The 25,631-nt window shown below is 68.5% G+C and carries 20 protein-coding genes and 1 riboswitch; of the genes, 10 read left to right on the top strand and 10 right to left on the bottom strand.

Going from position 1 to position 25,631, the window contains the following annotated elements; translation table 11 throughout:
* Position 1 precedes the first annotated feature (1 nt).
* From ACN9M6_RS03030 to ACN9M6_RS03010, 5 genes are all read right to left on the bottom strand, one after another.
* A complete protein-coding gene (locus ACN9M6_RS03030; RefSeq protein ID WP_419161437.1) occupies positions 2-1,423 on the bottom strand; it encodes a hypothetical protein in 1,422 nt (473 codons plus the stop codon).
* Positions 1,424-1,540: 117 nt separating this feature from the next.
* Complete coding sequence (locus ACN9M6_RS03025) at positions 1,541-3,304, bottom strand: sodium:solute symporter family protein (RefSeq protein WP_419161436.1); 1,764 nt, start codon at positions 3,302-3,304, stop codon at positions 1,541-1,543.
* 7 nt (positions 3,305-3,311) lie between these two features.
* Positions 3,312-4,661, bottom strand: coding sequence for a Gfo/Idh/MocA family protein (locus tag ACN9M6_RS03020; protein ID WP_419161435.1), 1,350 nt, complete (start codon positions 4,659-4,661; stop codon positions 3,312-3,314).
* A 75-nt stretch (positions 4,662-4,736) separates the two neighbouring features.
* The gene (locus tag ACN9M6_RS03015) at positions 4,737-5,450 is read right to left on the bottom strand and encodes a gluconate 2-dehydrogenase subunit 3 family protein (RefSeq protein WP_419161434.1); all 714 of its coding nucleotides are present in this window, start codon (positions 5,448-5,450) and stop codon (positions 4,737-4,739) included.
* Complete coding sequence (locus ACN9M6_RS03010; protein ID WP_419161589.1) at positions 5,450-7,168, bottom strand: GMC oxidoreductase; 1,719 nt, start codon at positions 7,166-7,168, stop codon at positions 5,450-5,452. Before ACN9M6_RS03010 ends, ACN9M6_RS03015 begins: the two co-directional genes overlap by 1 nt.
* 265 nt (positions 7,169-7,433) lie before the next feature.
* Here ACN9M6_RS03010 and ACN9M6_RS03005 point away from each other — a divergent pair, with 265 nt between their 5' ends.
* From ACN9M6_RS03005 to ACN9M6_RS02990, 4 genes are all read left to right on the top strand, one after another.
* Positions 7,434-8,783, top strand: coding sequence for a hypothetical protein (locus ACN9M6_RS03005; RefSeq protein WP_419161433.1), 1,350 nt, complete (start codon positions 7,434-7,436; stop codon positions 8,781-8,783).
* A gap of 25 nt (positions 8,784-8,808) precedes the next feature.
* Positions 8,809-10,050 (top strand): P1 family peptidase, encoded by a 1,242-nt coding sequence (locus tag ACN9M6_RS03000; protein ID WP_419161432.1) that lies wholly within the window; start codon positions 8,809-8,811, stop codon positions 10,048-10,050.
* Positions 10,050-11,594 carry a VTT domain-containing protein gene (locus ACN9M6_RS02995; RefSeq protein ID WP_419161431.1) on the top strand — a complete coding sequence of 515 codons (1,545 nt, stop codon included), beginning with the start codon at positions 10,050-10,052 and terminating at the stop codon, positions 11,592-11,594. The genes ACN9M6_RS03000 and ACN9M6_RS02995 overlap by 1 nt, the downstream gene beginning before the upstream one ends.
* A gap of 296 nt (positions 11,595-11,890) precedes the next feature.
* Complete coding sequence (locus ACN9M6_RS02990; RefSeq protein WP_419161430.1) at positions 11,891-12,502, top strand: NYN domain-containing protein; 612 nt, start codon at positions 11,891-11,893, stop codon at positions 12,500-12,502.
* 5 nt (positions 12,503-12,507) lie between these two features.
* Here ACN9M6_RS02990 and ACN9M6_RS02985 read toward each other — a convergent pair whose 3' ends face one another.
* The 3 genes from ACN9M6_RS02985 to ACN9M6_RS02975 all read right to left on the bottom strand — a co-directional run bounded on the left by ACN9M6_RS02985 (position 12,508) and on the right by ACN9M6_RS02975 (position 15,711).
* Entirely contained in the window at positions 12,508-13,017 is a 510-nt protein-coding gene (locus ACN9M6_RS02985) for a hypothetical protein (RefSeq protein ID WP_419161429.1), read from the bottom strand.
* A 160-nt stretch (positions 13,018-13,177) separates the two neighbouring features.
* Positions 13,178-13,316, bottom strand: a riboswitch (cobalamin riboswitch).
* An 84-nt stretch (positions 13,317-13,400) separates the two neighbouring features.
* Positions 13,401-14,618: a threonine ammonia-lyase gene (gene ilvA / locus ACN9M6_RS02980; protein ID WP_419161428.1), complete on the bottom strand. Its 1,218-nt coding sequence runs from the start codon at positions 14,616-14,618 to the stop codon at positions 13,401-13,403.
* Between the two features lie 40 nt (positions 14,619-14,658).
* On the bottom strand, positions 14,659-15,711 hold the full coding sequence (locus ACN9M6_RS02975) for a hypothetical protein (protein ID WP_419161427.1): 1,053 nt from the start codon (positions 15,709-15,711) through the stop codon (positions 14,659-14,661).
* A gap of 188 nt (positions 15,712-15,899) precedes the next feature.
* Between ACN9M6_RS02975 and gmd the strand changes: the two genes are divergently transcribed.
* The gene (gmd, locus tag ACN9M6_RS02970) at positions 15,900-16,868 is read left to right on the top strand and encodes a GDP-mannose 4,6-dehydratase (protein WP_419161426.1); all 969 of its coding nucleotides are present in this window, start codon (positions 15,900-15,902) and stop codon (positions 16,866-16,868) included.
* Between the two features lie 21 nt (positions 16,869-16,889).
* Here gmd and ACN9M6_RS02965 read toward each other — a convergent pair whose 3' ends face one another.
* Together ACN9M6_RS02965 and ACN9M6_RS02960 are read right to left on the bottom strand one after the other, a co-directional pair.
* Positions 16,890-17,966 (bottom strand): LptF/LptG family permease, encoded by a 1,077-nt coding sequence (locus tag ACN9M6_RS02965; RefSeq protein ID WP_419161425.1) that lies wholly within the window; start codon positions 17,964-17,966, stop codon positions 16,890-16,892.
* 4 nt (positions 17,967-17,970) lie between these two features.
* Positions 17,971-19,383, bottom strand: a complete 1,413-nt coding sequence (locus ACN9M6_RS02960) for an LptF/LptG family permease (protein WP_419161424.1) — start codon at positions 19,381-19,383, stop codon at positions 17,971-17,973.
* Positions 19,384-19,493: 110 nt separating this feature from the next.
* On the opposite strand from ACN9M6_RS02960, the gene ACN9M6_RS02955 reads away from it, so the two are divergent.
* The 5 genes from ACN9M6_RS02955 to ACN9M6_RS02935 are packed head-to-tail and all read left to right on the top strand — an operon-like array spanning position 19,494 to position 25,630.
* Positions 19,494-20,540, top strand: a complete 1,047-nt coding sequence (locus ACN9M6_RS02955; RefSeq protein ID WP_419161423.1) for a glycosyltransferase family 9 protein — start codon at positions 19,494-19,496, stop codon at positions 20,538-20,540.
* Complete coding sequence (locus tag ACN9M6_RS02950; RefSeq protein WP_419161422.1) at positions 20,537-22,111, top strand: response regulator; 1,575 nt, start codon at positions 20,537-20,539, stop codon at positions 22,109-22,111. Before ACN9M6_RS02955 ends, ACN9M6_RS02950 begins: the two co-directional genes overlap by 4 nt.
* A gap of 14 nt (positions 22,112-22,125) precedes the next feature.
* Positions 22,126-23,949 (top strand): ABC transporter ATP-binding protein, encoded by a 1,824-nt coding sequence (locus ACN9M6_RS02945; protein ID WP_419161421.1) that lies wholly within the window; start codon positions 22,126-22,128, stop codon positions 23,947-23,949.
* A complete protein-coding gene (locus tag ACN9M6_RS02940; protein WP_419161420.1) occupies positions 23,946-24,884 on the top strand; it encodes a lysophospholipid acyltransferase family protein in 939 nt (312 codons plus the stop codon). The genes ACN9M6_RS02945 and ACN9M6_RS02940 overlap by 4 nt, the downstream gene beginning before the upstream one ends.
* A complete protein-coding gene (locus ACN9M6_RS02935; protein ID WP_419161419.1) occupies positions 24,881-25,630 on the top strand; it encodes a glycosyltransferase family 2 protein in 750 nt (249 codons plus the stop codon). Before ACN9M6_RS02940 ends, ACN9M6_RS02935 begins: the two co-directional genes overlap by 4 nt.
* Position 25,631: the final 1 nt, after the last annotated feature.

Genomic DNA, 25,631 nt, shown 5'->3' with positions numbered 1-25,631 from the left:
CTCAGCGGATCGGGATGCGCACCCAGAACTGGTGGGTGAGTACGGCGGTGTCCACCAGCGTCAGCGGCCCCTGCGGGGCGACGATGAACTCGCCTCCGCTCGATGCGCGGTCTGGCCGGTTGGGATTCACGCCGGGCCGGCCGGTGCCGGTAGTGAGGCGGAACCCGTAATGCAGGTCCGCGGCCCCCAGCCGGAAGATCGCCGCAGCGGCAGGCGTCCATTCGACCCAGGACTCGTTCTGCGTCCTGAAGTCGCCCTCCACGTTGTTCGTCTGCCCGAGCGTATATCCGTAGGACCGGCCCTCGAGTCCCAGCCGCACCCCCAGCTTCTCGAACTCGTGTGCCACGCCGACGCGCAGCCGCAGGTTCAGGAACGAGAAGGCGTTTTCGATCGTTCTTCCGCCCGCGGGTATGGTGGTCCCGTTGGTCGTCTCGACCGGGTCCTCCGCCTCCTGCCAGGTGTCGCTCCGGATCGGCTGAAGAGCCACGTCCAGCCCCGCAGTGGTGCCGTCCAGCGAGCGCGCGACTCCGAAGCCTAGTTCCCAGGCCATGCTGTTTCCCGGATCCCGGGGGATGTTCTGGATGTTGTAGTCGGGGATCTTGGGGTGCGACTTGCGGTTGGCCGTCAGGGAGGCGCCGATGCGCCATCCGGGTGCGCGGAGGCGGCGGTCCCAGGCCAGCTGCACCCCCCATGTCCGGGTCCGGTCCAGGTTCGTCTCGGTCCAGGTCGCCCTGTCGACGTAGGTGACGTCGTGCGTCATCGATACCGAGTTGCGCACGAGGACCGCCGAGGCGCGGTCGCGGCCCGAATCGCGGTAGACGCCGAGCCTGACGTCGTCTATCGAGCCCGACTGGACGATGCGATCCGCACCCGCGTATAGCAGATCCACGCCGTCCATGGCCTGGAGACGCGCCGTCCTCGCACCGATGCCGAGGGACCACGCGCTGGATCCAAGCCGGCGACCGACGAAGCCGCCGGCGTAAAGGTTGCGCCTCGATACGTCGGACAGCCTGCCAGCCCCTCCCGCCCGGAATCCGCCGTCCGCGGCGTTGTCGATTTCCTGGAGGGCGGCCGTGACCCCCCCGAACCATTTTTCGCCCGCGATCAATCCGCCGACCGGAAGAGTGAAGCCGCGCCCGCTCGCGTCGGAGATCCAGTAGTAGACGGGAGCGCTGAGCAGCGAGGATTCGGAGAGGAGCGCACCCTTGGCCGGGTTCGACCATCCGTCGGCGATGGAGTCGTCCACCGCGTAGGTGAGTCCAGCCATCCCGAAGTTCGCCGAAGGCGTCGTCAGGAACTGGTCGCCGGTCGCGACCGGTACGGTGCGGATCGGAATCAGCTGTGCCGCCGCCTGTCCGGCGAAGGCGGGGCAAGCCGCCAGGATGGTGCCCACAGCCAAGCGCCTGAGCCGGTTCGCCGTCATCGCTGCCTCCCGGGAGTTGTACCTGCACCTGTCCCATAGACGAACCAGGTGCGCGGTCCGTGACGCGCGCGGACGGCGGTTCGCGGGTGCTGCGGGGTCGGCGTTACCCGGCAGGGGTCAGTCGAAACCGACTTTGGGGAGGGTTCGAAACAGGCCCACGCCGGCGGCGACGGCCACGAGGCCGAAACCGATCGCCTCGGCCGTCTGGCCATACAAGGCCATCCCGGTGCTGAAGAGGGCGGCATACACGGTCGCACACCCCAGGCCCCAAGCCGCGACCCCCGCAGCGAGGCTCCCGGGCGTGCCCGGACGGGTGTTCACGGCCTTCCTCCACCCACGGGGGAATGGGCGGATTCGGTCGTAGAACGCCTGCAGGGTACGGGGTTCCGTGGGTTGGGTGAGGAACGTCACGAGCAGCCACACCGTCGTCGTCACGCCGACGCCGAGCAACAGCCGGACCGCGGGATCGAGCGCCGGGAGCCCCACCCGCTCGTGGACCAGCGGGAACCAGAGCGCGACGGCGGCCGAAACCGCCATGCCGGAGATCTCCGACCAGGCGTTCACTCGCCACCAGAACCAGCGGAGCAGAAAGATCAGTCCGCTGCCCGCGTGCAGCAGGAGGATCAACTCGAACGCCTGCTTCGCGCTGTCGAGGAAGAGGGCGAGCGCGGCGGAAAGGGCGATAAGCACCCCTGTGGAGATCCGGCCCACGCGGACGTAGTGGGCCTCGTCCCGGTCGCGGGCGACAAACCGGCGGTAGAAGTCGTCGACGATGTAGGACGATCCCCAGTTCAGGTGCGTGGAGATGGTCGACATGTAGGCGGCCGCGAGGGAGGCGACGACCAATCCCAACAGCCCGTGCGGCAGGAAGACGAGCATCGCCGGGTAGGCGAGGTCGTGGCCCAGGATGCTCGGGTCGAGGTCGGGGAAGGCCGCGCCGATGGATTCGAGCGTGGGATACACGGCGATCGAGGCGAGGCCGACGAGAATCCACGGCCACGGCCTGAGCGCGTAGTGCGCGATGTTGAACCACAGCGTGGCGCGCATGGCATCGCGCTCGTCACGGGCCGCGAGCATCCGCTGTGCCGTGTACCCGCCACCGCCGGGTTCGGCGCCGGGATACCAACTCGCCCACCACTGCACGGCGATCGGGATGACGAACACCATCGCCGCCGTCCGCCAGTCCGAGAAGTCGGGCAGCATCGACAGGTTCGGTGCGATCCCGGGGTGTGTGACGAGTCCCGCCAGACCGCCGACCGCGGGCTGCGACAACGCGTAGTACGCCGCGGCGACGGACCCCACCATCGCGATCGCGAACAGCAGGAGGTCGGTGACGACGACGCCCCACAGACCGGAAGTGGCCGAGTAGAGGGCGGCCACGGTGCCCGCGACGAGGACGGTGGTGTACTTGTCGGCCCCCAGCAGCACACCGGCGATCTTGATCGCGGCGAGCGTAACGGTGGCCATGATGACGACGTTGAAAAAGACGCCCAGATAGAGAGCCCGGAAGCCTCGCAGGAACGATGCCGGGCGCCCGGAATAGCGGAGTTCGTAGAAGCCGATGTCCGTGAACACTCCGGATCGTCGCCAGAGTTTGGCGTAGAAGAACGTCGTGCACATCGCGGTGATCAGGAACGCCCACCAGACCCAGTTCCCGCTCACGCCGCCGTTACGGACCAGGTCCGCGACGAGGTTCGGCGTATCGGTGGAGAAGGTCGTGGCGACCATCGATGTCCCGAGGAGCCACCAGGGGAGGTTCCGGCCGGCGAGGAAGAACTCGTCGGTGCCCGCACCGGCGCGGCGGGCAAACCAGAGCCCGACCGCGAGGGCCACGGTCCCGTACGCGGCGAGGACGATCCAGTCGAGACCGTTCAGCTGCACGAGAGTCCTACCACCCCCAGCCCGAACGGTAGTTTGCCTTCACGTAGCGCTCGGGGATCGACACGCCGTCGAGGATCTCGCCCGTGTCGGGGTCGATGCGGATCTCCCGACCGCTGCGCACGGAGAGGTTGCCGAACAGCACCATCTCGGTGAGCGGCCCTGCGTGCTCGACGAAGTTCGACCCGGCGGGTGGGCCGTCCTTGCAGGCGGCCGCGAACTCCGCGTACACCCCGTCCGTCCGTGGGTACTTCTCCGCCGGCGGGTCGGCCCGGATCTCCGCATCCCGCGCGGCGTCCAGGAGCCGCGGATTCTCGCCGTAGATGCCCGCGAACAGCGTGCCGTCCGTCCCGATCCACAGCTGCCCGCTCGCCTCGAACGGCCACCTCGCGTCGTCCGGTACTTCCTCCGGCCGCGGCGGCGAAAGGTTGCCATCTCGCCACACGACCTTCACGGCCGGCCGGTTGCCGCGCGCCGGAAAATCGTATTCGATGCGCGAGGCGGCCGGCGCCGTCTCGGGAAAGAGCGGCGTCGATTCCGCGGAGATCCGCTCGGGCGTCCCGAGGTTGAAGGTCCAGAAGGCGGCGTCCATGGCGTGACACGCGATGTCGCCCAGCGCGCCGGTTCCGAAGTCCCACCAGCCGCGCCAGTTGAAGGGCGCGTAGGCCGGGTGGTAGGGACGGTCGGCGGCGGGCCCGAGCCACAGATCCCAGTCCAGCGTCGGGGGCGCGTGGTGGGCTTCCGTCGGCCGGCGAATGGCCTGCGGCCAGATGGGGCGGTTGGTCCAGTACTCGACGCGCCGGATCTCGCCAATGGCGCCGGCCTCGTACCATTCGCGGAGCTGGCGCGTACCATCCTGGGCGTGGCCCTGGTTCCCCATCTGGGTCGCGACCCCCGCCCGCTCGGCGGCCGCCATCAGCTGGCGCACCTCCCAGATGGTGGTCGCGAGAGGCTTCTGGATGCGGGTCGGCTTCCCCAGCGAGAGCGAAATCATGCCCGCCGCGGTATGCGTATGGTCCGGCGTCGAGATCACGACCGCGTCGATGTTCTCAGCCTCTTCCCAGAGCATGATTCGGAAGTCGCGGTACCGCTTCGCGCGCGGAAAAGCGCTCCAGGAGCCGGACGCCTGCCGCTCGTCGACATCGCAGAGGGCGTAGATATTCTCGCCGACACCCGCCATCCCGCGGACATCCCCGCCGCCCATGCCTCCGACGCCGATGTGCGCGACGTTCAACGTGTCGCTGGGTGCGCGATGACGGGGCCCGCCGAGGACGTGGCGGGGAACGATGGACAGACCGAGACCGGCCGTGCCCGACGCCCGAACGAAGTCACGCCGCGAGAAGTTGGTCTTCGACGTCATGCTGCGCCTCATTCCGGGGGAACCTTTGTGCGGGGAAACCTGGCAAACTACTGAATGGTCTCGCGCCGACGGCGGCTAGGCCAGACCCAGGCGTTCGAGGACCTCCGGGGGCGGGCCGTCGAAGCGGGGCATGGGGCGATTGCCGACGAAGCCGAGGTCGGCCATCCCCTCCGCCGTGGTCCAGAACGCGGTCGACGTCAGGTCCCGGACGCGGTCGAAGAACCGCGCCGCGACCCGGTATTCCGGCGCCGCGTTCGGTTCCCAGCAGATGTCGTCGCAGATGTCTTGCTTCTGCTGGAGCGTCAGGTCGGCGAACCGTCCGGCGAACCGCTCCGCCGATTCGATGTCCAGCCACACGATCCCGCCCCGCACGAGCGTCAGATCGCTTCGGTTCCCGTCGTACGGCGCGCTCACCCACTCGTCGATGAAGGCGTGGGCTCCGAGCGCGGCCGCGCCCGGCGAATGTTCGTCCTCGGGGATGATGACGTCGCAGAGGGCGGCGAGTGTTGCGAGTTCGTCCTCCGTCAGGGCGAGATCCCACCACACCACGGGCGAGACGAGATCCGGGTCCGTGGGCGTGCCGGCCGCCCGGGCGTTGCCGCCGCTCGTGGCGCCGGTGAACGCGGTCGCGTCCTCCGCGACGGGCGTTCCGGCCTCGCGCCCGTCCGCACACGCCGCGGCGGGGAGCGCGGCCGCGCCCGCCGCCCCGGCGGCCAGCACCTGAAGCGCCCGGCGACGGGTCAGCCCCCCGGTCGCGTCCCGGTCTCGCTCGTCCACGTCCCCGGCCATCAGAGGCTTCCCTGCCGGAGTTGATCGACAAGGTACTCCGACGACCTCCACGCGACCGCCATGATGGAGAGTGTCGGGTTCTTGTCCGCGTTGGAGACGAAGGGCCCACCGTCCATCACGAACAGATTGGGCACCTCCCAGGACTGGCAGTACTGGTTGAGTACGGAGTTGTCCGGCCGGTCTCCCATGCGGACCCCGCCCACCTCGTGAATGATCTGCCCGGGCGCCGCGATGGCGCGGGCCCCATCGGTCTGTACCGTCGACAGCACGCGTCCGCCCATCTCCTCGATGATGCCGGCGAACATCCGCTGCATGTGCAGGGCCTGGTTGAGTTCGTGCTCCGACCATTTCCAGTGGAACCGGAGCACGGGAATGCCCCACTGGTCCACCAGATCGGGGTCTATGTCGCAGTAGCTGTCCTCGTTGGGGATCATCTCCCCCCGGCCATCGAAATTCATGAACGACCCGTAATAGCGGCGGCATTCCTCCTTGAAGCGCTGTCCGTAGGCGCCCTCGGTGAGCGGCTCGATGCTGCTGAAGGCGCCGTAACCCGGCATGCGCTGCCCTCCGCCGAACTCGACGTGGTAGCCGCGGGCGAAATCGAGGCGTCCGGCAGCCTGGTCGGCATACAGCCACCACGGCATGTACATGTGCATGGCCGAGGCGCCTTCCTCGGCGTGGCGAGGCAGGTTCTCCAGCGCCGGGATCTGACCGGAGACGCCCGCGCCCACCGTGTCCATCACGTACTTGCCGACGAGCCCGCTCCCGTTGGCGAGGCCATCGGGGAAGAGCGAGCTGCGGGAGTTGAGGAGGATCCGCGCCGACTCGCAGGCGCTGGCGGCGAGTACCACCACGGGCGCCGAGGCGTGGCGGTCGGCGCGCAGCTTCTTGTCGATGTAGTGGACACCGCTGGCACGCCCTCGCTCGTCCACCGTCACCTCGCGCACCATCGCGTCGGTGATCGTCGTGAGGTTGCCGGTCGCCTGCGCCGGCGGCAGGCACACCGTCGTGGACTGGAAGTTGGCCTTGATCGAACAGCCTCGCCCGCACGGCGTCGCCCAGTAACAGGCCGCGCGCCCACGCATGGAGTCGCGCGTCACCCTGCGGGCGGTCGCGTTGTTCGGCCACAGCATGCTCGACAGGCGGTCGGCGTCCTGCTGCTGTGTGAGGATCGCCAGGTGCGCGGGGATGACGGGGATCCCGAGGCCGTCGCACGTCTTCTTCGTGAGCAGTTCGTAGGCACGCGGGGCCGGCGCGGGCTGGAGGATGCCATCGGAGGAGTCGGGCGTGTTCTCGAGCCCCTCGTTGGAGCCGTAGATGCCGACCAGGGCCTCGGTGCGATCATACCAGGGCGCGAGGTCCTCGTACGTCATCGGCCAGTCGAACCCCAGCCCATCCCGACTATACGGTTTGAAGTCGTAGGGCCCCATGCGGAGAGAGATCCGGCCCCAGTGGTTCGTCCGCCCTCCCAGCATGCGCGACCGCCACCACATGAAGTTCACGCCCTCGGCGCTGGTGTACGGCTCTCCCGGCACGCGCCAGCCGCCGTCGACCGTCGCGTCATAGAAGCCGAACGGTTTGTCGGCGGTCCCGGCGGCCCGCAGCGGCGCGTCCGCGGGGGTCTGGAACATCGGGGTCTCCGAGACCGGATCGTAGTCGCGCCCCGCTTCGAGGAGCAGGACCCGGAGGCCGTGACACGCGAGCACATAGGCGGCCATGCCGCCGCCGGCACCGGAACCGACGATGATCACGTCGTGGGTGTCGCGGCCCTGTCGGATCAACGCGGGGGCGGAGCCAGCCGTTCCAGTACGGAGATGGGTTGAAGGCATGGCCGAGGATGTGTGTAACGGCCTTCGGCGGTCAATGGGCCGGAGACTTCGGATCGCCCGGATGCCGCGGCGCGAATCCGTACACTCGCCTTGCCGCGCCCGACCACGGTGCGAACCTTCACCGTCCACTGCGAAAAACTTGCGGGGAGGCGAGATGCACAGACGAGTCGTCGCGGGACCGATGGCCATGCTGGCGCTGATGTTCGTCACGGCGCGGCCGGTCGCGGCGCAGTCACTCAAGGACCTCGTATCCGAGCTGTTCGTGTTCGGCGAATGCGGCGTCCCTCTGTGCTTCGATCCGGGGTTTGAGGAGACGGAGGATCCGCGGACCGAGCACGGCCGGCACTATCTGCGGGACCTCGTGCCCCGAAACGACGCGCTGCTCCTTTTCTTCGAGGACGGGATCGCCGGAGTGGCCGGCACCCTGCCCGCCACCGCGATGGCCGGAGGCCGCATCTGGTCCAACGGCGATCGAAGCGCGTCGCTGGGGCCGGTATTCGCCGAGCGCGCCGAGACTCTCGGCGTGGGGCGGTTCTTCCTCGGCGTCGAAGCGACGGGGTTCCAGGTCACCAGCTTCAGCGGGGCGCCGGCCGATGCCCTCGTCCTCAATTTCTTCCATGAGAACTCCGACGTCGCTCTGGGACCTGATCCGGGGGTGGGACTGCCCACGTTCGAGCGAGATGTACTACAGGTGCGGACGGATCTCGCCCTCGACTACACCGTCGCCACCGCCGTACTCAGTGCGGGGCTGACATCCTTCCTCGACATCGGTTTCGCGGTGCCGGTCGTGCGGACAAGGCTGACGGCGACGGCCGATGCCCAGATCCTCCCGTTCGACTCCTCCTACCCTCACCGGTTCGACGGAACGCGGAGGGCCCCGATCCTCGCCGCGCGTAACTCTGTGACGGGTTCCGCGACGGGGGTGGGTGACATTTCAGCGCGCGTCAAGGTCAACCTGACGGGCGGTACGGCGGTCGACCGCGCCCCGCCGCCCATCGGGATGGCGCTCCTGGCCGATGTCACGTTTCCGACCGGGCAGGAGGAGGATCTGCTGGGGCTGGGAGAAGGCCGGGGCCGCGCGCTGGCGATCCTCTCGGTCAACGGGGAGAGCTTCTCGCCTCATGTGAACGCGGGATATCTCCTTCGAGAAGGGAACCTTCGCGACCGCGACTTCGATGGCGACGCGGTCCTCGGCACGATCGGTTTCGATGCGACGCCAACGGACCGTGTCACGATGGCCGCCGACCTCATCACACAGTGGGAACTGGCGGATCCCGAGAATCCACTCCCCAACCCGGTCACCTTCGTCGGCCCCGGGTCCTTCACCGTGGAGTCGTCGTCGATCCCCGACCCAGGCCGCTACCGCATCGACTTCGCGATGGGGTTCAAGTTCGAGATCGGCCGCGACATGATTCTCGTGACAAACGGCCTCGTCCCGATCAAGGCGATCGGCTTGCGGTCGGACTTCATCTGGACGCTTGGGCTGCAGGGTACGTTCAGATAGCACAGCCCCCACCCCGGAGGTGTCGATGTTTCTCTTGCCACGCACGGGATCGACCCGACGACACGCGTTCGCGCTGACGCTGGCCACATTCGGGACCATCGCCATCGGGTTCGTCGCCCCGGGGAGGCTTGCCGCCCAGGATCCGCCGCGCGCCCGGGATCTCGGGATTCCCTTCCCGGGGGAGATCGGGGCCTGGAACGCGATCACGGATGTGGCCGGCGTCCGGGTCGGCCATGCGACGATCATCGAAGGGGAGGGAGAACTCGTCGTCGGCGAGGGCCCGGTGCGCACCGGTGTCACCGCCGTGATCCCGCGCACGGATGGCTACGAGCCGGTCTTCGCCGGCTGGTACTCACTCAACGGGAACGGGGAGATGACGGGCACGACCTGGGTCGAGGAATCGGGCTTCCTCGAGGGTCCGGTGATGATCACCAACACTCACAGCGTGGGCATCGTGCACGCCGCCGTCATCGAGTGGTCGCGGGACGCGCGAGCGAACCACCCGATCGCGCCCGGGGTCTGGTGGAGCCTGCCGGTGGTGGCCGAGACCTGGGACGGCCGGCTCAACGACATCAACGGTTTCCACGTCACGAAGGAGCACACGTTCGCCGCCATCGAAAGCGCGACGTCCGGTCCGGTCACGGAAGGCTCGGTCGGGGGCGGGACCGGGATGGTCTGCAACTCGTTCAAGGGCGGGATCGGGACCTCCTCCCGGCGCGTGGGCGATTACACGGTCGGCGTACTGGTCCAGTGCAACTACGGGCGCCGGCCGGAACTGCTGATCGCCGGCGTGCCCGTGGGGCAGGAGCTTCTCGACTGGACTCCGCCGCCGGGCTCGGGAGGATCGGCGGGCGCCGGCGGGGCCGTGGACTCGGTCTTTGACGGTCTGGGGTCCATCATCGTCGTCATCGCCACGGACGCCCCGCTGCTGCCGCACCAGCTCAAGCGCCTCGCGCGGCGCGCCCCGATCGGGATCGGCCGCATGGGCGGATACGGGTCCAACAGTTCCGGCGACATCTTCATCGCCTTCTCGACGGCCAACATCCAGGCCTGGAACCGGGGCGAGAACACGACGGTAGAAATGATGTCCAACGATGCCATCTCTCCGCTGCTTCTCGCGACGGCGCAGGCCACGGAGGAGGCGATCACGAACGCGATGGTCGCGGCCCGAACCATGGTGGGGCGCGACGGGAACATGGTCCCGGGGCTGCCGCGCGACGAAGTCCAGCGCATCCTCGCGGCCCACAATCGACTGGAGAGGCCGTGATGCGCGGGAAGCGCAGTGTGACGCGATGGTCGGGCCTGGTCAGCGCGGCCCTGCTCGGTGCGGTGGTGCTGGGCTGGGCCGCGTGTGCCGCCCCCGCGGCCCAGGTTGCGACGGGCCCCGTCGCCGAGGCCGTCGAACGCGCGCTGGCCCGCGGAACGGAAGGCTTCGACCACTCCGCCTGGGATGGCCTGCTGCGGGAGGGCGCCATCGGCGGCCTGGTCGACTACGAGTTCATGGCCGGCCGGCGCGCCGAACTCGATGCCTATCTCGCGCGAGTGGCGGAAACCGACCTCGGCGCGCTGGAGCGCGATGAACTGAAGGCGCTCCTCATCAACGCGTACAACGCACTGACCGTGGTCGCCATCCTCGATCACTCCGGCGTTGCGTCGATCCGGGACATCGATGGGGTGTGGACGGAACTCGAGTGGACGGTGGGCGGCTTCGCCCTGACGCTCGACAACATCGAACACAACGTCCTGCGCCCGTTCTTCCAGGACCCGCGGATCCACTTCGTGGTGAACTGCGCCTCGCTCTCCTGCGCTCGGCTCCCCGGATGGGCCTATGTGGGGGCGGAACTCGAGGCCCAGCTGGAGGAACGATCGCGGGCCTTCCTCAGGGACCCCGCCAACGTGTCGCTCGAAGGCGGTCGGCTCCGGGTGTCGCGGTACTTCGACTGGTATGGGTCCGACTTCACGGCCGCCGGCTGGGGGCCGCGTGCGGAGTCCATCCCGGCCTTCATTGCACGGTACGCCGACGATGAGGTGCGGGCGGCGATCGAAGCGGATTCCCGCGTCGGTTTCGACTTCGCCGACTACGACTGGTCGCTGAACACGGTCGATGCCCTCTCCTCGTCCAGGGATCAGCAGTTCGGTGCGCCCACGCTGGTGACGGATGAGCCGGGCCTGACGGCGCGACTCGTCACATGGCTTCGGGAGACGACGGCGGGTTTCGGATGGCTGGGGCCGGTCTTCTACGCCCTCATCTATACAATCGCCGCCGTCCTCTTCATCCCGGGTTCGGCCCTGACCATCGGGGCCGGGATCACGTTCGGACTCTGGCTGGGGTCGCTCACGGTGTTCTTCGGGGCGAACGCCGCCGCGGCGCTTTCGTTCCTGATCGCACGCTACGTGCTGCGCGATCGCGTCGAAAAACTGCTCTCGGGACGTCCCGCACTGCGAGCGATAGATCGCGCGGTGGAAACACAGGGGTGGCGCATCGTCGCCCTCACTCGCCTCTCACCGATATTTCCGTTCAGCCTACAGAACTACTTCTACGGGCTCACCGGCGTGACGTTCTATCAATACGTTGCGGCCTCGCTCGTCGGCATGCTCCCGGGCACGGTTCTGTACGTGTACATCGGGGTGGCCGGCGCGGGGGTGGCCGAAGCGGCCGGCGGCACCGCGAGCTGGGGGCAGACGGCCTTGCTGTGGGCCGGACTCATCGCGACGGCCGCAGTGGTCGTGCTCGTCACCCGCGTCGCGCGCCGCGAACTCGACAAGGCCCTCGCCGAAGTCGCCGAACCGACCGACGCTCCGGCTCCGTAAGAGGCGGCTTGCGCGGCCCTCGGCCGATGAGAGCCGGATGATCTCCCGCCGGATCTTCGTCTCCGGTACCGGTGGGAGTGAATCGCGACGGCGAGAGGAGCTATGGGGCGGGCGTCTTGCGCGGCCGGACACGGCTTCCTGGAAGAGTGGGGCAGGTCGAGTGTCCAGCGGGCGCTCAACAGGACCTGCGGTACAACCGAGACCCCTGCGTTCCGGGCCGACCCTATTGCTGTCGGTTACCCAACGGGCGCAGGGGTCGTCCTTTTTTCAGCTCCCCTCCCAGCTCCCGCTCGGGTATGAGCCACGTGGCCATCCTCATCGACGGCGAGTTCATGAAGAAGCGGTTGTCCCGACGGCTGAAGCGATTCCCGGACGGGGAAGCGGTGATGGGAGAGATCAGTCGAATCCGGAGCGCTTTGGGTTCGCCCGCCCTCTACCGAGTCTTCTACTACACGGCGAATCCCCTCACCGAGAAGGTGACCAACCCGCTCGATGGGTCCGTCGTGGACTTCGCCCGGACGGGGTCCTATAGGAGGAACCGGCGTCTGATCACGTCACTCGAGCGCCTGCCCGACGTCGCCGTGCGGCGCGGCGAGTTGGTCAGTCGCGGGTGGGCGCTCAGGCGTCGCGTCGCGGACCGGCTCATGAAGGGCAATCCGAAGCGGCTCAATGCCGGGGACCTGACGCCGCAGATCGACCAGAAGGGCGTCGACATGCGGATCGGGCTCGACATCGCCTCGCTCGCCCTAAAACGGCTCGTCAGCGAGATCGTCGTCGTCACCGGGGACTCTGACATCGTCCCCGCCCTCAAGTTCGCTCGCCGCGAGGGTCTCCGGGTCCACCTGGACCTGCTCGGGGGCGGCGGTCGCAGGGAACTCCGGGTGCACGCCGACCGGGTGATCTCCTGATGGCATCAGGGGCCCCCGGACCCTCCCAGGACGACGCGGCCGCCGAGGTACAGCCCGCGTCCCGGCGCCGCGAACCCCCATACCTCCTCGTACGCCGAGTCGAGGAGATTCTCCGCCCGCACCATCAACGTGATGCCGGGCCGTCCGCCGCCCCCGGCGATGTCGAAACTGGCCGACAGGTCCAGCACAGTATACGCCGGCAGGGTGACGGGCTCGGCGGGGAAGACGGCGAAGTCCCGGTCCTCGCGTGCGCCCACGCGCCGGGCGCTCACGTCTACGCCCACCCGGGAGGAAATCCGATAGAACGCGGTCGCGGCCAGGGTGTGCTTCGGCCGGCGGAGGAGGTGCGAACCCTCTACGAACGTCGCCCCGGGCCCCTCATCGAACCCCGCCTCCTGGACCTCGGTGTCCCACACGTTGACGAGGAGACGGGTCTCGAGGGCGTCGGTCCAACGGCGGCCCACGTCGATGTTGACGGAGAGGGCGTCGCCGAAGGAGTACGCGTTATGGTCCACGAGGTTGCCCGATCCGTCCGAAGGGCGGCGTGAGGCTGAAGCGTGTTGCGTCTCGGCTCTCCCTTCCCGCGGAAAGCAGAGGGAGATGCCGGTGGATGCCGCGCCCGGAAAGAGACCCCCTCACCTCCCCGCGGAGGTGTGATGTGGGCGCCGGATGGGCACGTCTCCTGGCTCGAGGCCGCCGTGACTCGCCTTCCCGGGACCCCTATGGATCCCAGTGGCACGTCGAGTCGGCGTTCCGGAAACTTCCCGGTCCTCTCACAGTGGCGGGGCCGCGCCGGATTCACACCGGCTTCCGTGAGCCCCCCGGCCGATACTTGTCGCGGCTGACGATGCCTTGGCCGCGCCTCGGGGGCAACTCCGGGCGCCTGAGGGGTTGCGGGTCAGGACAGCTCTTCCACCCGGTGGCCGAGTTCGCGGAGCTTGACCACGATCTTCGCGATGTGCTCGGGGCCACGCGTCTCGATCGTGAGTTCGATACCCACCTTTCCCACCGAGATGTCGCCGAAGGCGCGCGTGTGTTCGATGTGGAGCACATTCGCGCCCTCGATCGCCACGAGGGCCGTCACCTCGTTCAGGTAGCCGGGCCGGTCGCGGACCACGACGGCGAGCCGGGCCAGCCGGCCATCCGCCCACAGCGCGCGGTCGATGATCCGGGACACCAGGTTCATGTCGATGTTGCCACCGGAGAGGATGCAGACCGTGGTGTCGGAACTCCGGAGGTCGACCTCGCCCTCGAGGATCGCGGCAACGGACACCGCGCCGCCGCCCTCCACGACGACCTTCTCGGACTCGAGCAGGAAGAAGATCGCGCGCGTGATCTGCTCTTCGTCAATGAGGACAACGTCGTCCACGAACGCCTGGAGGTGAGGGAAGGTGAGGTCGCCGATCCGCTTCACGGCGATCCCGTCGGCGAGGGTGTCCGAGCTCTCCAGGTGCGCGGGGGCGCCCGCCGCGAGCGATGCCTGCGCACCGGGTGAGGCCGCAGCCTCCACGCCGATCACCCGTATGCCGGGACGCCGCTCTCTCATCGCGGTGGCGATGCCGGAGATCATGCCGCCCCCGCCGATCGGGACGATGACGGTCGTTACCTCGGGCACCTGCTCGAGGATCTCCAGCCCCATCGTCCCCTGGCCCGCCATCACGTCGAAGTCGTCGAAGGCGTGGACGGGCGTCAGCCCCTTCTCGGAGGTCAGACGTTCGACGAGGGCCATGCCGTCGGACAGCGTCTCCCCGGTCTGGATGACCTGGGCGCCGTAGCCCCGCGTGTTCGCGACCTTTATCAGCGGTGCGTGGACCGGCATCACGATCGTGCACGCGATTCCCAGCCGGGACGCGTGATAGGCGAGGGCCTGGGCGTGGTTTCCGGCGCTGCCCGCGACGACCCCGGCCTCCCGGGCCGCCGGATCGAGGCGCAGGAGCTTGTTGAGCGACCCGCGGTCCTTGAAAGACCCGGTCCGCTGCCGGAACTCGGCCTTCAGGTGGAAACGGCCTTCGCCATGGGCGGCGAGGGCAAACGATGCCGGACACCCGGTCTCGACGACCCCGGAGCGAATACGTGCGCGTGCCGCGACGATGTCTTCGTAAGCGAGCATGAGCATCAAGACCCGGAAGCCGCTTCCGGAGTTCCGTGACGGAGGATCATGAGGCGATTCGCTGGAGCCGGTCGATGGCGGCGGCGGTGTCGAGTCGCGTCAGGTCTACGGCGTGTCCGTCCGCGTTTTCCTCTTCAAGCCAGCGGCCGACCATCGCGCTGGGCACGGTTTCCCGCGGCGAGAGCACGGATGGCGCGCGCAGCTCCGCCACCCGCACCGCGTAGCATGCGTCCTCGACGGCCTTCTGCCAGGCCCCGTCGACCCATGCCACCCGACGGCGCCGCAGCACCTGCCCGCGCGCGACGGGCTGAAGCGTCCGCTCCGTTGCCGCCACGCCCGGAAGGACGATGAGCCAGGACCGCGGCTCTGCCTCCGGCTCCAGGGCGAACCGGAGTTCCTCGAGCTCTTCCAGCCAGTCGAGGCGTGCCTGAGCCTCTGCGGCCCGCTCGAACTCGAGTCGCTCCGAGGCCCTGTCGCGGGCTCCCTCGAGCCGTTCCATGAGGTCCCACGCGAACTCGCGGTCGACCAGCAGGCGGCCCGCCGAACTCGCCTGCCGGCGGTAGTCGTTGATCCCGACCCGGCGCGCACACGGGGCGGTGCAGAGTCCCATGTCGAACTGCATGCACGGGCTCCGGTCCAGCTCCGGGCGGACTGGCTCGGCGCAGCTCCGCAACCGGAAGATCTTCCCGACCAGGTGGCGGATGCGGTCGGGCAGGCGCCGGCTCCAGAAGGGCCCGACGTAGCGGGCTCCGGCGCGACGCGGCCGGCGGACCACCCGCAACCGGGGGAAGGGCTCGTTCCACCGCAGTTCGAGATACCAGCCGGCGTCGCGGCGCTTGAGCGCCTTGTTGTAGGGCGGACGCTGCTCGAGGATCCGTTCCGCCTCGACGAGGCGCGCCTCGAGATCGCTTCCCGTCGGGTGCGCCTCCACGCCCCGAGCGATGCGCAGCATCTCCGCGAGGCGCTCGTTCGTGGGTCCGCCCGCGTAGAAGTATCCGCGTACCCGCCGCCGCAGATTCACGCTCTTCCCCACGTACAGGGGATGGCCGTGCGCGTCCACGAAGACGTAGACCCCCGGGCCTGCGGGCAGATCGGGCACCCATTTCGGAACCGGTGTGGCGCGGGGAATTGCGGAGCCTCCTCTGTCTCGAGCCCTGGATCACGGCAGGAGCGAGAATGTGGCTTCGGGTTGTGTTCGGTCAAGTGCCGACGCCGGAACCGCGTTGGCCCCGGCAGCCGAGCCTGTCGCGATTTTGCCGCGCAGCGACGGCCGCGCATATTCGCGGCATGATCGCACTCATCACCGGGATCACCGGACAGGACGGCTCCTACCTCGCGGAGTCTCTGCTCGACAAGGGGTACGAGGTGCACGGCGTCGTCCGCCGGTCGTCGGTCGAGAAGTACGACCGCATCTCCCACCTCACGGATCGGATCACGCTCCATCAGGCCGACCTGCTCGACCAGCTGTCGCTCATCCGGGTGCTGGAACGCGTCGGCCCGCGGGAAGTGTACAACCTCGCCGCGCAATCGTTCGTGCCCACCTCATGGGAGCAGCCGCTCCTCACGGGAGAGTTCACGGCGCTCGGAGTCACACGCGTGCTCGAGGCCATCCGCGCGGTCGATCCGGCCATCCGCTTCTACCAGGCCTCGTCCTCCGAGATGTTCGGGAAGGTGCGTGAGACGCCGCAGAATGAGGACACACCGTTTTATCCGCGAAGTCCGTACGGAGTCGCCAAGGTGTACGGGCATTTCATCACGGTGAACTACCGGGAGAGCTACGACCTGTTCGCGACGAGCGGCATCCTGTTCAACCACGAGAGTCCGCGCCGAGGACTGGAGTTCGTGTCCCGCAAGGTGAGTTGGGAGACGGCGCGCATTCACCATGGGCTCGCGGAGCGGCTCCCCATGGGGAACCTGGCGGCGGAGCGCGACTGGGGGTTCGCCGGCGACTACGTCGAGGCGATGTGGCTCATGCTGCAGGCGGAGACGCCGGAAGACTATGTGATCGGGACCGGCGCGACGCACTCCGTCGAGCGGCTGCTCGAGATCGCCTTCGACGAGATCGGACGCGACTGGCGCGACCATGTCGAACTCGACCCGGCGTTCCTGCGGCCGGCCGAAGTCGAGCGCCTCTGCGCCGATCCTTCGAAGGCGCGTCGGCAGCTGGGCTGGAGCCCGAGAATGTCGTTCGAGGAGTTGATCCGGCTCATGGTCCGCGCCGACATCGAGCGCCTCGAACGCGGTGCCACACCCTAGCGTTACGGGTGCGGCGGGCGACTAGGTGCGCAGCCTGGTGAACAGCAGGAGCCCGGCGATGAGGAAGATGGCGTTCGGCAGCCAGGCGGCCAGGGTCGGCGACAGCGCGCCGCCCGCGCCCATCGACTCGGCTATGCGAGCCAACGTCAGGAAGAGGATCGTCGTTCCGAGCGCGATCCCGACCGAGGTCGGTGCGCCGCCTCGCCGATTGCTGTGCGCGAGCGGCATCCCGAACACGATGATCACGACCATGGCGAAGGGAAATGCCACGCGGAAAGCGCGCGATGTCCGCAGTTGGTTCGTGGAGCCTCCGGATCTCTCGACCGCTTCGATCAGACGACCCAGCTCCGCGTAGCGCATCTCGTCCGGCTCCTTGGGTCTGGCCTGAAGTTCCTCGGGAGATTCGTCGAGCTGGCGTACGAATATCTCCCGGAACTCGTATGAGAGTGCGCGATCCGGCCCGAAAAACCGCCGGACCCATCCGTCCTCGAGCACCCAGCGCGAGGAGGCCGAGTCGTACCGTGCCGTCGCCGCCGCGATGTGCATCGTGGGGAAGTCGGCCCCTGTCCCTTTGCGCTCGATCTGGACGTCCTCCATCTGCCCCGCGCGCGTGTCGAGTTGACGCACCTTGTACACGTACCCGTCATCTCCGCGATAGACGAAGGACTGGCGGATCGACTGGCTCCGGTTCTCCTCCTGCACCAGGACCTCGGCCGACTTCCGCGTCGTGACTGCGATCACCTCGGTGAGCGCGAGTCCGGCGAAGCTCAGCACCACCCCGACGATGAGCATCGGAAGACCGAGCCTGTAGAACGAGACGCCTCCCGCCTTCGCGGCCGTCACCTCGGAACGTCGCGACATGGCCGAGATGGTGAACACCGAGCCGAGGAGGGCGGCGATCGGTGAGCCGAGCAGCGATTGGTACGGGAACTGGTAGATGTAGTGCAGCGCCACGTGCCACTTGCTCGCCCCCTGATCGATGAATCGGTCTATGTTGTCCGCGAGGTCGATCACCACGAAGAGCAGGGGAACGCCGATCGCACAGACGGCGACGGTCTTCAGGAACTGCAGGGCCATGTAACGGTCGAGCAGCTTCACGGGATCAGCGGGTCACTCGGGTCGAGCGCGCCAGCGCCACCACTCCGAAGATCCCGAACAGGATGTTCGGGGCCCACATGGCGAACAGGGGCGAGACCCAGAGCCGGTCGGCGAGTTCCTCACCTCCGATGAGCGAGACGTAGTAGGCCCCGAAGAAGGCGAGACTGACGCCGACGACGAGGGCGACCCCGCCCCGCGGGAAACGGACGGCGATGGGTGCGCCGATGAGGACGAACACGATACACGCCACCGGGATCGTTCCTTTCTTGTGAATCTCGACCAGGAACTGGTTGTTCCTGCGGAGGCCGGAAAGTTCGCGGTCTTCGTAGGACTGAAACTGGGTCGCCGCGTCGAAGGCCGTGTAGAAGCGCCGCGCCGCGCTCTCCGCCACGAGCGATGCAGAGTCCGGCGCGGCCGCCTCAGCCTCTCCTTCTGCTGCTCCTTCTCCCGCTCCCGCGATCGTCTCAACCCGGACCGTCGCCTCATCGACCAGGGCGATCTCCTCTTCGCCTCCGGCCTCGAGCGATTGCATGAAGTTCAGGAGCTGGCTCGTGATCTCCCGGGCGTAGACCGCGCTCTCCGCCCGCGCCGCCTGCGCCATCGCGAAGCCGAGATCCGCCTCGACGCGCATGTCGGCGATGTTCATCTCCCGGTCGCCCCGCACGGCCCCGAGAGTGTCACGCTCGAGACTGTTGCCCACGTCCGGCACCCTCAGCGTCATCCGCTCGAACGCGATACGGCGGAAGGCGTGCGTGCGCCCGTTGGGCCGGACCTGGACGACGCCGTCCTCGAGGTCGAAGTAAAGGTCCGCTCCCCCTTCGGAGAAGGCCATCTTCCCGCGGGCCGCGTAGATGGTCCGACTCTGCTGCCCGTTTCGTTCGTCGTAGATTCTGACATCCTCGATCGAGCTGCTGTCCTGATCGATCGTACCGGGGTGGACGTAGAGGCGGGAAGGGAGCACTGCGTTGACGGTTTGCTCGCGCAGGTTGAAGGTCGGTTTCTTGAGGCCGATCCCCGTAAGGAGCACCTGAAGGTGGTGGTTCGATTGCGGCAGGATCGTGTCGTTGAACCACGTCATGGTGCCGGCGAGAAGGACACCACAGACGAGAACCGGCGCCATCACACGCGAGAGCGGGATGCCGCTGGCCTTGATCGCGGTCACCTCGAAATCGCCCTCCAGCCGGCTGAAGACGTACAGGACCGCGATGAGCACGGCCATGGGCAGGGTCTGGGCGAGGATGAAGGGGATCGAATAGACGAACACCTCGGCGATCACCGACCAGTGGAGCGCCTTGCCGATCAGCCTGTCGAAGCGCTTGCTCACCTGATCGAGCAGGAGCAGCACCGTGAGCCCGATGGCGGAGAACAGGAACGGCGCGACATGAAGGCGCAGGATATAGCGGGTGAGTGTTCGCATCGCCCCGAGATTACAGTGTTTTGCGGCCGTTGTCAGCCTGGGTGGCCCCGATCCGATACCGGAGAGTGGGCCGGAAGATCCCTCGCGGGTCCTTCGCGGCAGGTCGTCGCGTGATTCCACCCCTCGATTCCTGCGTCCCGCCCCGACGCGTGGCCATCGTCCTCATGAGTGCGATCGGCAGCACGGTCCAGGGGATGCCGGTCGTCGCTTCGCTGCGGCGAGCCTGGCCGGAGACGCACATCACATGGATTATACAGCCCGGCCCGGCGGCGCTCATGACCGGCCGTCCGGATGTGGACCGGTTCCTGTTGTTTCACCGAGGGCTCGGCGGGCGCGCCTATCCTCGGTTTCGCCGCGAGGTGGCGGCCGAGGCGTTCGATCTCGTCATCTGCCTGCAGCCGAACTTCAAGGGAGGTCTGGTGACGCGCCTGCTCCCGGCCCCGGTTCGGCTAGGGTATGACCGCGGGCGCGCCCGGGACCTGAGTTGGCTGGCGACCAATCATCGCATTACGCCCCGCCCTGTGGCGCACGTGCAGGATGAACTGTTCGAATTCCTCGACTACCTGGCCGTGCCCCGGCGCCATGAGTGGGATTTCCACTTCACGGACGAGGAACGTGCGGAGAGCGCGCGGTGGCGGAAGACGTTCGCTCGGCCCGTGCTTGCCGTCGTGCCCCGCAGTTCGAACCCGCGGAGGAACTGGACCCTCGAGCGGACCGCGCGGGTAATCGACGTGGCGGGCGGAGATCTGGGGCTGCGGACGGTTCTGCTGGGCGGGGACTCCGAGGACGAACTGAGGGACGGCCGTCGTCTCCGGGAGCTATGCTCCGTTCCGCCGCGTCCGGTGCTCGGTGGAACGCTGAGGCAGCTGGCCGGCCGACTGCGAGCGAGCGACATCGTACTCGCGCCGGACACGGGTCCTCTCCACGTGGCGGTGGCGCTGGGGACGCCGACGGTCGGATTGTACGGGTACACGGATCCGAAGCGGAGCGGCCCGTACGGCCGGTTTCTCGATCTGCTGGTGGATCGGCACAGCGGCGACGGCGAGCGGCGGCCGTCCCGGGCCACACGCCCCGCGCGGATGTCGCAGATTCGCGTGGAAGAGGTCGTGGAGAAGCTGGAACGGGCGATACGCCGCTACCTGAAAGGCAGTGCATGACGGAGGCGACAAAGACGGGGGCGGGCCGGATCCTGTGGGTGGACGACGAGGTCGACCTGCTGCGGCCCCATCTGCTGCTGCTGAGATCCTCCGGGTATCTGGTCGACGCCGTGATGAACGGCCAGGACGCCATCGAACTGCTCACCGGCGCCTCGTACGACCTGGTGCTGCTCGACGAGCGCATGCCCGGGCTGCGCGGCATCGAGGTGCTCGACCGGATCCGGCGCTCGGCGCCGCGCCTCCCCGTGGTCATGGTCACCAAGAGCGAAGAGGAGTCGACCATGCACGAGGCGATCGGGCGGCGGGCGGACGACTACATCGTCAAGCCGACGAGCCCTCGGCAGGTACTGTCGGTGGTGACCCGTCTCCTCGCGGGCCCGGCGCTGCGCCATGAGCACATCACGCGGGACTTCTCACGCCGCTTCGGCGAGTTGCGGGAGCGGCTCTCGACCGCGGACTCGTGGCGGGACTGGGCCGAACTCTACTCCGAACTGGTCGACTGGGACCTGAGGCTGGAGGAGGGCGGGGAGTCGGGTCTCCGGGATATCCTCGACGGGCTGATGAGCGACCTCAGCCGCGGGTTCTGCGACCTGGTCGCGGACCGTTACGCCGATTGGGTGCACGAAGGCGGGGAGTCCGGCCCGACGCTGTCGGTGGACGTGCTGGCGCGGTTCTTTCGACCGATCCTCGACGAGGATCCGGCGGCTCTCCTCGTGGTCATGGACTGCATGCGCCTCGACCAGTGGCGGGCCATCCTCCCGATCGTCAGCGAGCACTTCGAGATCGAAGAGGCGCTGTATGCCGGGATTCTGCCGACGGCGACCCCGTTCGCGCGCAACGCGATCTTCGGCGGCCTCTTCCCGGATGAACTCGCGGAACTGCGGCCCGACTGGTGGGAACGGGGGAACGAGATCGGATACAACTCGTTCGAGGACGATCTCTTCGAGCGCCATGTGCGCGCACTGACCGCGTCGCGGATCCGCGTTCACTACGAGAAGATCTTCTCGGCTCAGGAGGGAGAACCCATGCTCACGCGGCTCGGCGGCTACCTGTCGAGCCCGTGCGCAACGGCGCTGGTGTTCGGCTTCGTGGACATGCTGACGCACGGCCGCGCGAAGTCCAGGCTCATCTGGGAGATGGCTCAGGACACGAGTGCGCTCCGCTCGCTCACCGTTACGTGGTTCGAGCGCTCTCCGGCCCTGAAGGCGCTGCAACTGGCCGCACAGCGGGGGGTGCGGGTGCTCATCACGACGGACCACGGGTCGATTCACTGCCGCCGGCCGGCCACCATCTTCGCGGGGCGCGACGCGTCGACGAGTCTTCGCTACAAGTTCGGCGAGGATATGAAGGTGGAGAACCCCGCGGCCGTCATGATGACATCCGCTGCCGACGACTGGCGTCTCCCGCCCGGCGGCTTGAATCAGAACTACGCCCTCTGTCGGGAGGATCACTTCTTTGTCTATCCGACCAGACTGCGGGAGTACCAGAACCGCTACCGGGACAGCTTTCTGCACGGCGGCGTGAGCCCCGATGAGATGGTGCTTCCGGTCGCCCTGCTGACGCCGCGTTGACAGGAGGGCCCGTAATGGGGGGCTCGTCGTACCGGCGGCTGCTGCGGTTCCTGCGGCCCTACCGCTGGATGTTTCTCGGGAGTCTCGGACTCGGCGTGGTGGCGGCCGGGCTCGAGGCGTTCAGCCTCCTGCTGCTGATCCCGTTCCTCCGCTCGCTGTTCGGGATGGGTCCGCTGCTTCCCGAAGGCGGACGCAACGCGGCGGAGCGCTTCATCGATGGGATTGCGGGTGGGTGGCTCGGCGGGGCGGAGGGGCTGGACGCCCTGCGGGCTGTGTGTGTTGTGGTCCTGGCCGCGCTGCTCCTCAAGAATCTGTGCCTGTTCGGGGGGCGGGTGCTGTCGATCCGCACCCAGGAGTTCCTGGTGCGGGACGCGCGTAACGCCGTGCACGCTCGGCTGCAGCGGCTGCCGCTCGCCTTCTTCGAGCGCGGGAAGGTCGGACAGATGGTCGCGCGGGTCATCTCGGACACCGGCGAGGCGAAGCCAGTGGTGACGGACGCGCTCGCCCTGGCGGTGCGTCAACTGGCGACGCTCGCTGCCTACGCCCTGGTGCTGTTCGCGCTATCGTGGCGCCTCGCGTTGCTCGCCATCGTTCTGGTGCCGCTCGTGATGCTCGGGTTGCGCCCGCTGCTCCGCGGGTTGCGCGACAGGTTCCGCCGCACCTGGGAGGACCAGGGCGAGCTGGTCGCCGCGTTGCAGGAGTCACTCGGGGCCGTGCGCCTCGTGAAGGTGCGGGCCGCGGAACACTTCGAGGAAGCGCGCTTCCGGCGGCGTTCGGATGCGTTCAGCCGCAAGCGCATCGCGGCCGCCACGATGCGGCATCTCGCCTCCCCGCTGTCTGAGGTGCTCGCGGCCGCCGTAGCGCTGGGACTGGTCTGGATCGGGGCCGCCTTCGTCATGGGTGACGGGTCGCTGGCGCCGGAGCAGTTCGTCGCCTTCGTGACGATCGCGCTGCGCGCGATCTCGCCGGTGAAGGGGCTCGCCCAGTATCCGGCCGGCACGGCCCAGGGACTTGCCGCCGCGGACCGCTTCCTCGAGATCCTCGACCACGAGCCCGAGCCCGTCGGCGGGTCGCGGACGGCGGCGGCTCCGGCGGCCGAAATCCGCTACGAGGGGGTGACCTTCGCGTACGAGCCGGGACGCCCGGTGCTCGAAGACATCGACCTGAGGATTCCCCGCGGATCGGTCGTGGCCCTCGTGGGGTCGTCGGGGAGCGGCAAGAGCACGCTGGTCGACCTCCTGCCCCGGTTCGCGGATCCGCAGGCGGGACGGGTCACGATCGACGGCACGGACATCCGTGAGTTCTCGATGGACTCGCTCCGCCGCCTCATCGGCCTCGTCGGCCAGGAGGCGGTGCTGTTCCACGATACGGTCGCCGCGAACATCGCCTATGGGGAAGACCCGCCCGCCTTCGCGGACGTGGAGGCTGCGGCTCGGGCGGCGTACGCGCATGAGTTCATCGAGGGGCTGCCGCAGGGCTATGAAACGGTCCTCGGCGAGCGTGGCGTGCGCCTGTCGGCCGGGCAGCGCCAGCGTATCGCGATTGCCCGGGCGGTCCTCAGGGACCCCCCGATCCTCGTTCTGGACGAGGCCACGTCGGCCGTCGATGCCGGGACGGAGTCGGTGATCAGAGAGGCCACGGCCGCGCTGTTCCGTGACCGCACGGTCATCGTCGTGGCCCACCGGCTTTCCACCGTGCGCGAGGCCGATCGGATCTTCGTCCTCGAGCGCGGGCGGCTCGTCGACGCAGGCAGCCACGAGGCGCTCGTGTCCCGGGACGGGCCATACCGCCGCCTGTTCGACCACCAGCTGGCGCCGGTCTCGATGGCGAGGTCGTGACGGAGCGGGTGGATCGGCCCCGGAGGAAAGCCCGCGCGCGGCCCGGGGGCGCGCTCGTGGACGGCGGCGTCGGGGCCATCGCGGCCGGGTTGCACCTCGCGTTGCGGGCCGCCCCGGAACCGGTGGCCCTGGCGGCCGGACGGGCGCTGGGCAGGCTGTCCTGCGCCCCGCTCAGGGTTCGGCGGCGTGTGGTGGAGAGGCAGCTCGCGGCCAGCTTCCCGGACGCGCCTCCGCGCTGGGTCCGCAACACGGCCCGCGCCTGCTACCGTCACTTCGGCCAGGAGGTCGCGCTGCTGATGGGCGGGCCGCCGCGGATCGAACGAACGCTCTCTCGTGTCGTCGACGAGTCGGGGCTTGGACTGCGGCTGCGCACGGCAGCGGCGCAACGGGGCGGGGCCGTGGTCGTCTCCGGGCACCTGGGTAACTGGGAATTGGGCGGCGCGGCGATGAGGGCGTCCGGCATTCACATCACCGCGGTGGTGCAATCGCAACGTGGCGCCTTCGGACGCCGACTCCGCAACATGAGATCGGCGCTGGGGCTCGAAGTGCTCTACCGGGAGACGGCGGCCCGGGGGGCGCTCGACGCGCTGCGGTCGGGCCGGATTCTGGCCCTGGTGGCCGACCAGCATGCGCGGCGCGGGAGCGCTCCGATCGAGTTCCTGGGCCGTCCCGCCTGGACATCGCTCGGGCCCGCTCGTTTGTGTCTGGCCGCGGAAGTCCCTCTCTTCTTCGCCGCCCTGGTGCGAGACGGATCGGCGTATCGGATCGTCCATGAAGAGATCGACTGCGGCTCGACCGGCGCCTCACCGGCCCCGGTCGAGATCACGAAGCGCTGGGTTCGGGTGCTGGAGCGGCAGATCGAACTTCGGCCCGAACAGTACTTCTGGTTTCACAGGAGGTGGAAGCAGGTGACGGAAAACGGAGCGGACGCGTGATCCACATCGGTATACCGGTTCACAACGAGCGCGAGACGATCGGCCCGCTGCTGTGGCGGATCCGCGAGCTTCTGTACGGGGAGCGGCGGCAGTTTCACGTGCTCGTCTGCGACGACGCCTCGGACGACGGCACTCCCGAGGCACTCGAGCTATACCCGCGGGTGCTCCCCCTGACCGTGCTCCGGAACCAGGAGCGGCTCGGCTACGCGGCGAGCCTCGACCGGCTCGTCCGGGCGACCCTGCGGCGTTCTTCGTACCCGCGCCGCGACGCGTTCGTCTCCATGCAGGGAGACTTTTCCGATCCACCCGAGCGGTTGTCGGAGATGCTGCGGCGGTTCGAGGGAGGGGCTGATCTCGTCACCGTCGCGCGGTCCGACGCGGAGCCGTACAAGCGGCGGCTCACCCGGCTCGGGGGTCGCCTGCTCGCCCGCAGCCTGCTCGCGGCACCGGCGGTGACGGACCCTTATGCCACGCTCCGACTCTATCGATTGTTTGCCCTCGAGCGCGCGACCGGCGCCGGCGCCGGCAAACTGTTGCTGTACGAGGGATGGGCCGCTAACGCCGCATTGCTGCTGCACGTCTGGCCCTTTGTTCGCAGGTTCGAGGAGATCCCCTATGCTCCGCACTCCATGCGTCGCTATCGCGGACCCCGTTTTCACGCCGGCGAGGAACTCCGGCACCTGTTCGCCGCGGGCCGCGACCGCTCGCTGCGCGAACTCGGCCGGCAGATCGTTGAGGCGGCCTGAG

Origin of the sequence: Candidatus Palauibacter sp. (assembly GCF_965197445.1) — a bacterium.
Taxonomy (GTDB): domain Bacteria; phylum Gemmatimonadota; class Gemmatimonadetes; order Palauibacterales; family Palauibacteraceae; genus Palauibacter.
This window is presented reverse-complemented; position numbering and strand designations above follow the sequence as displayed.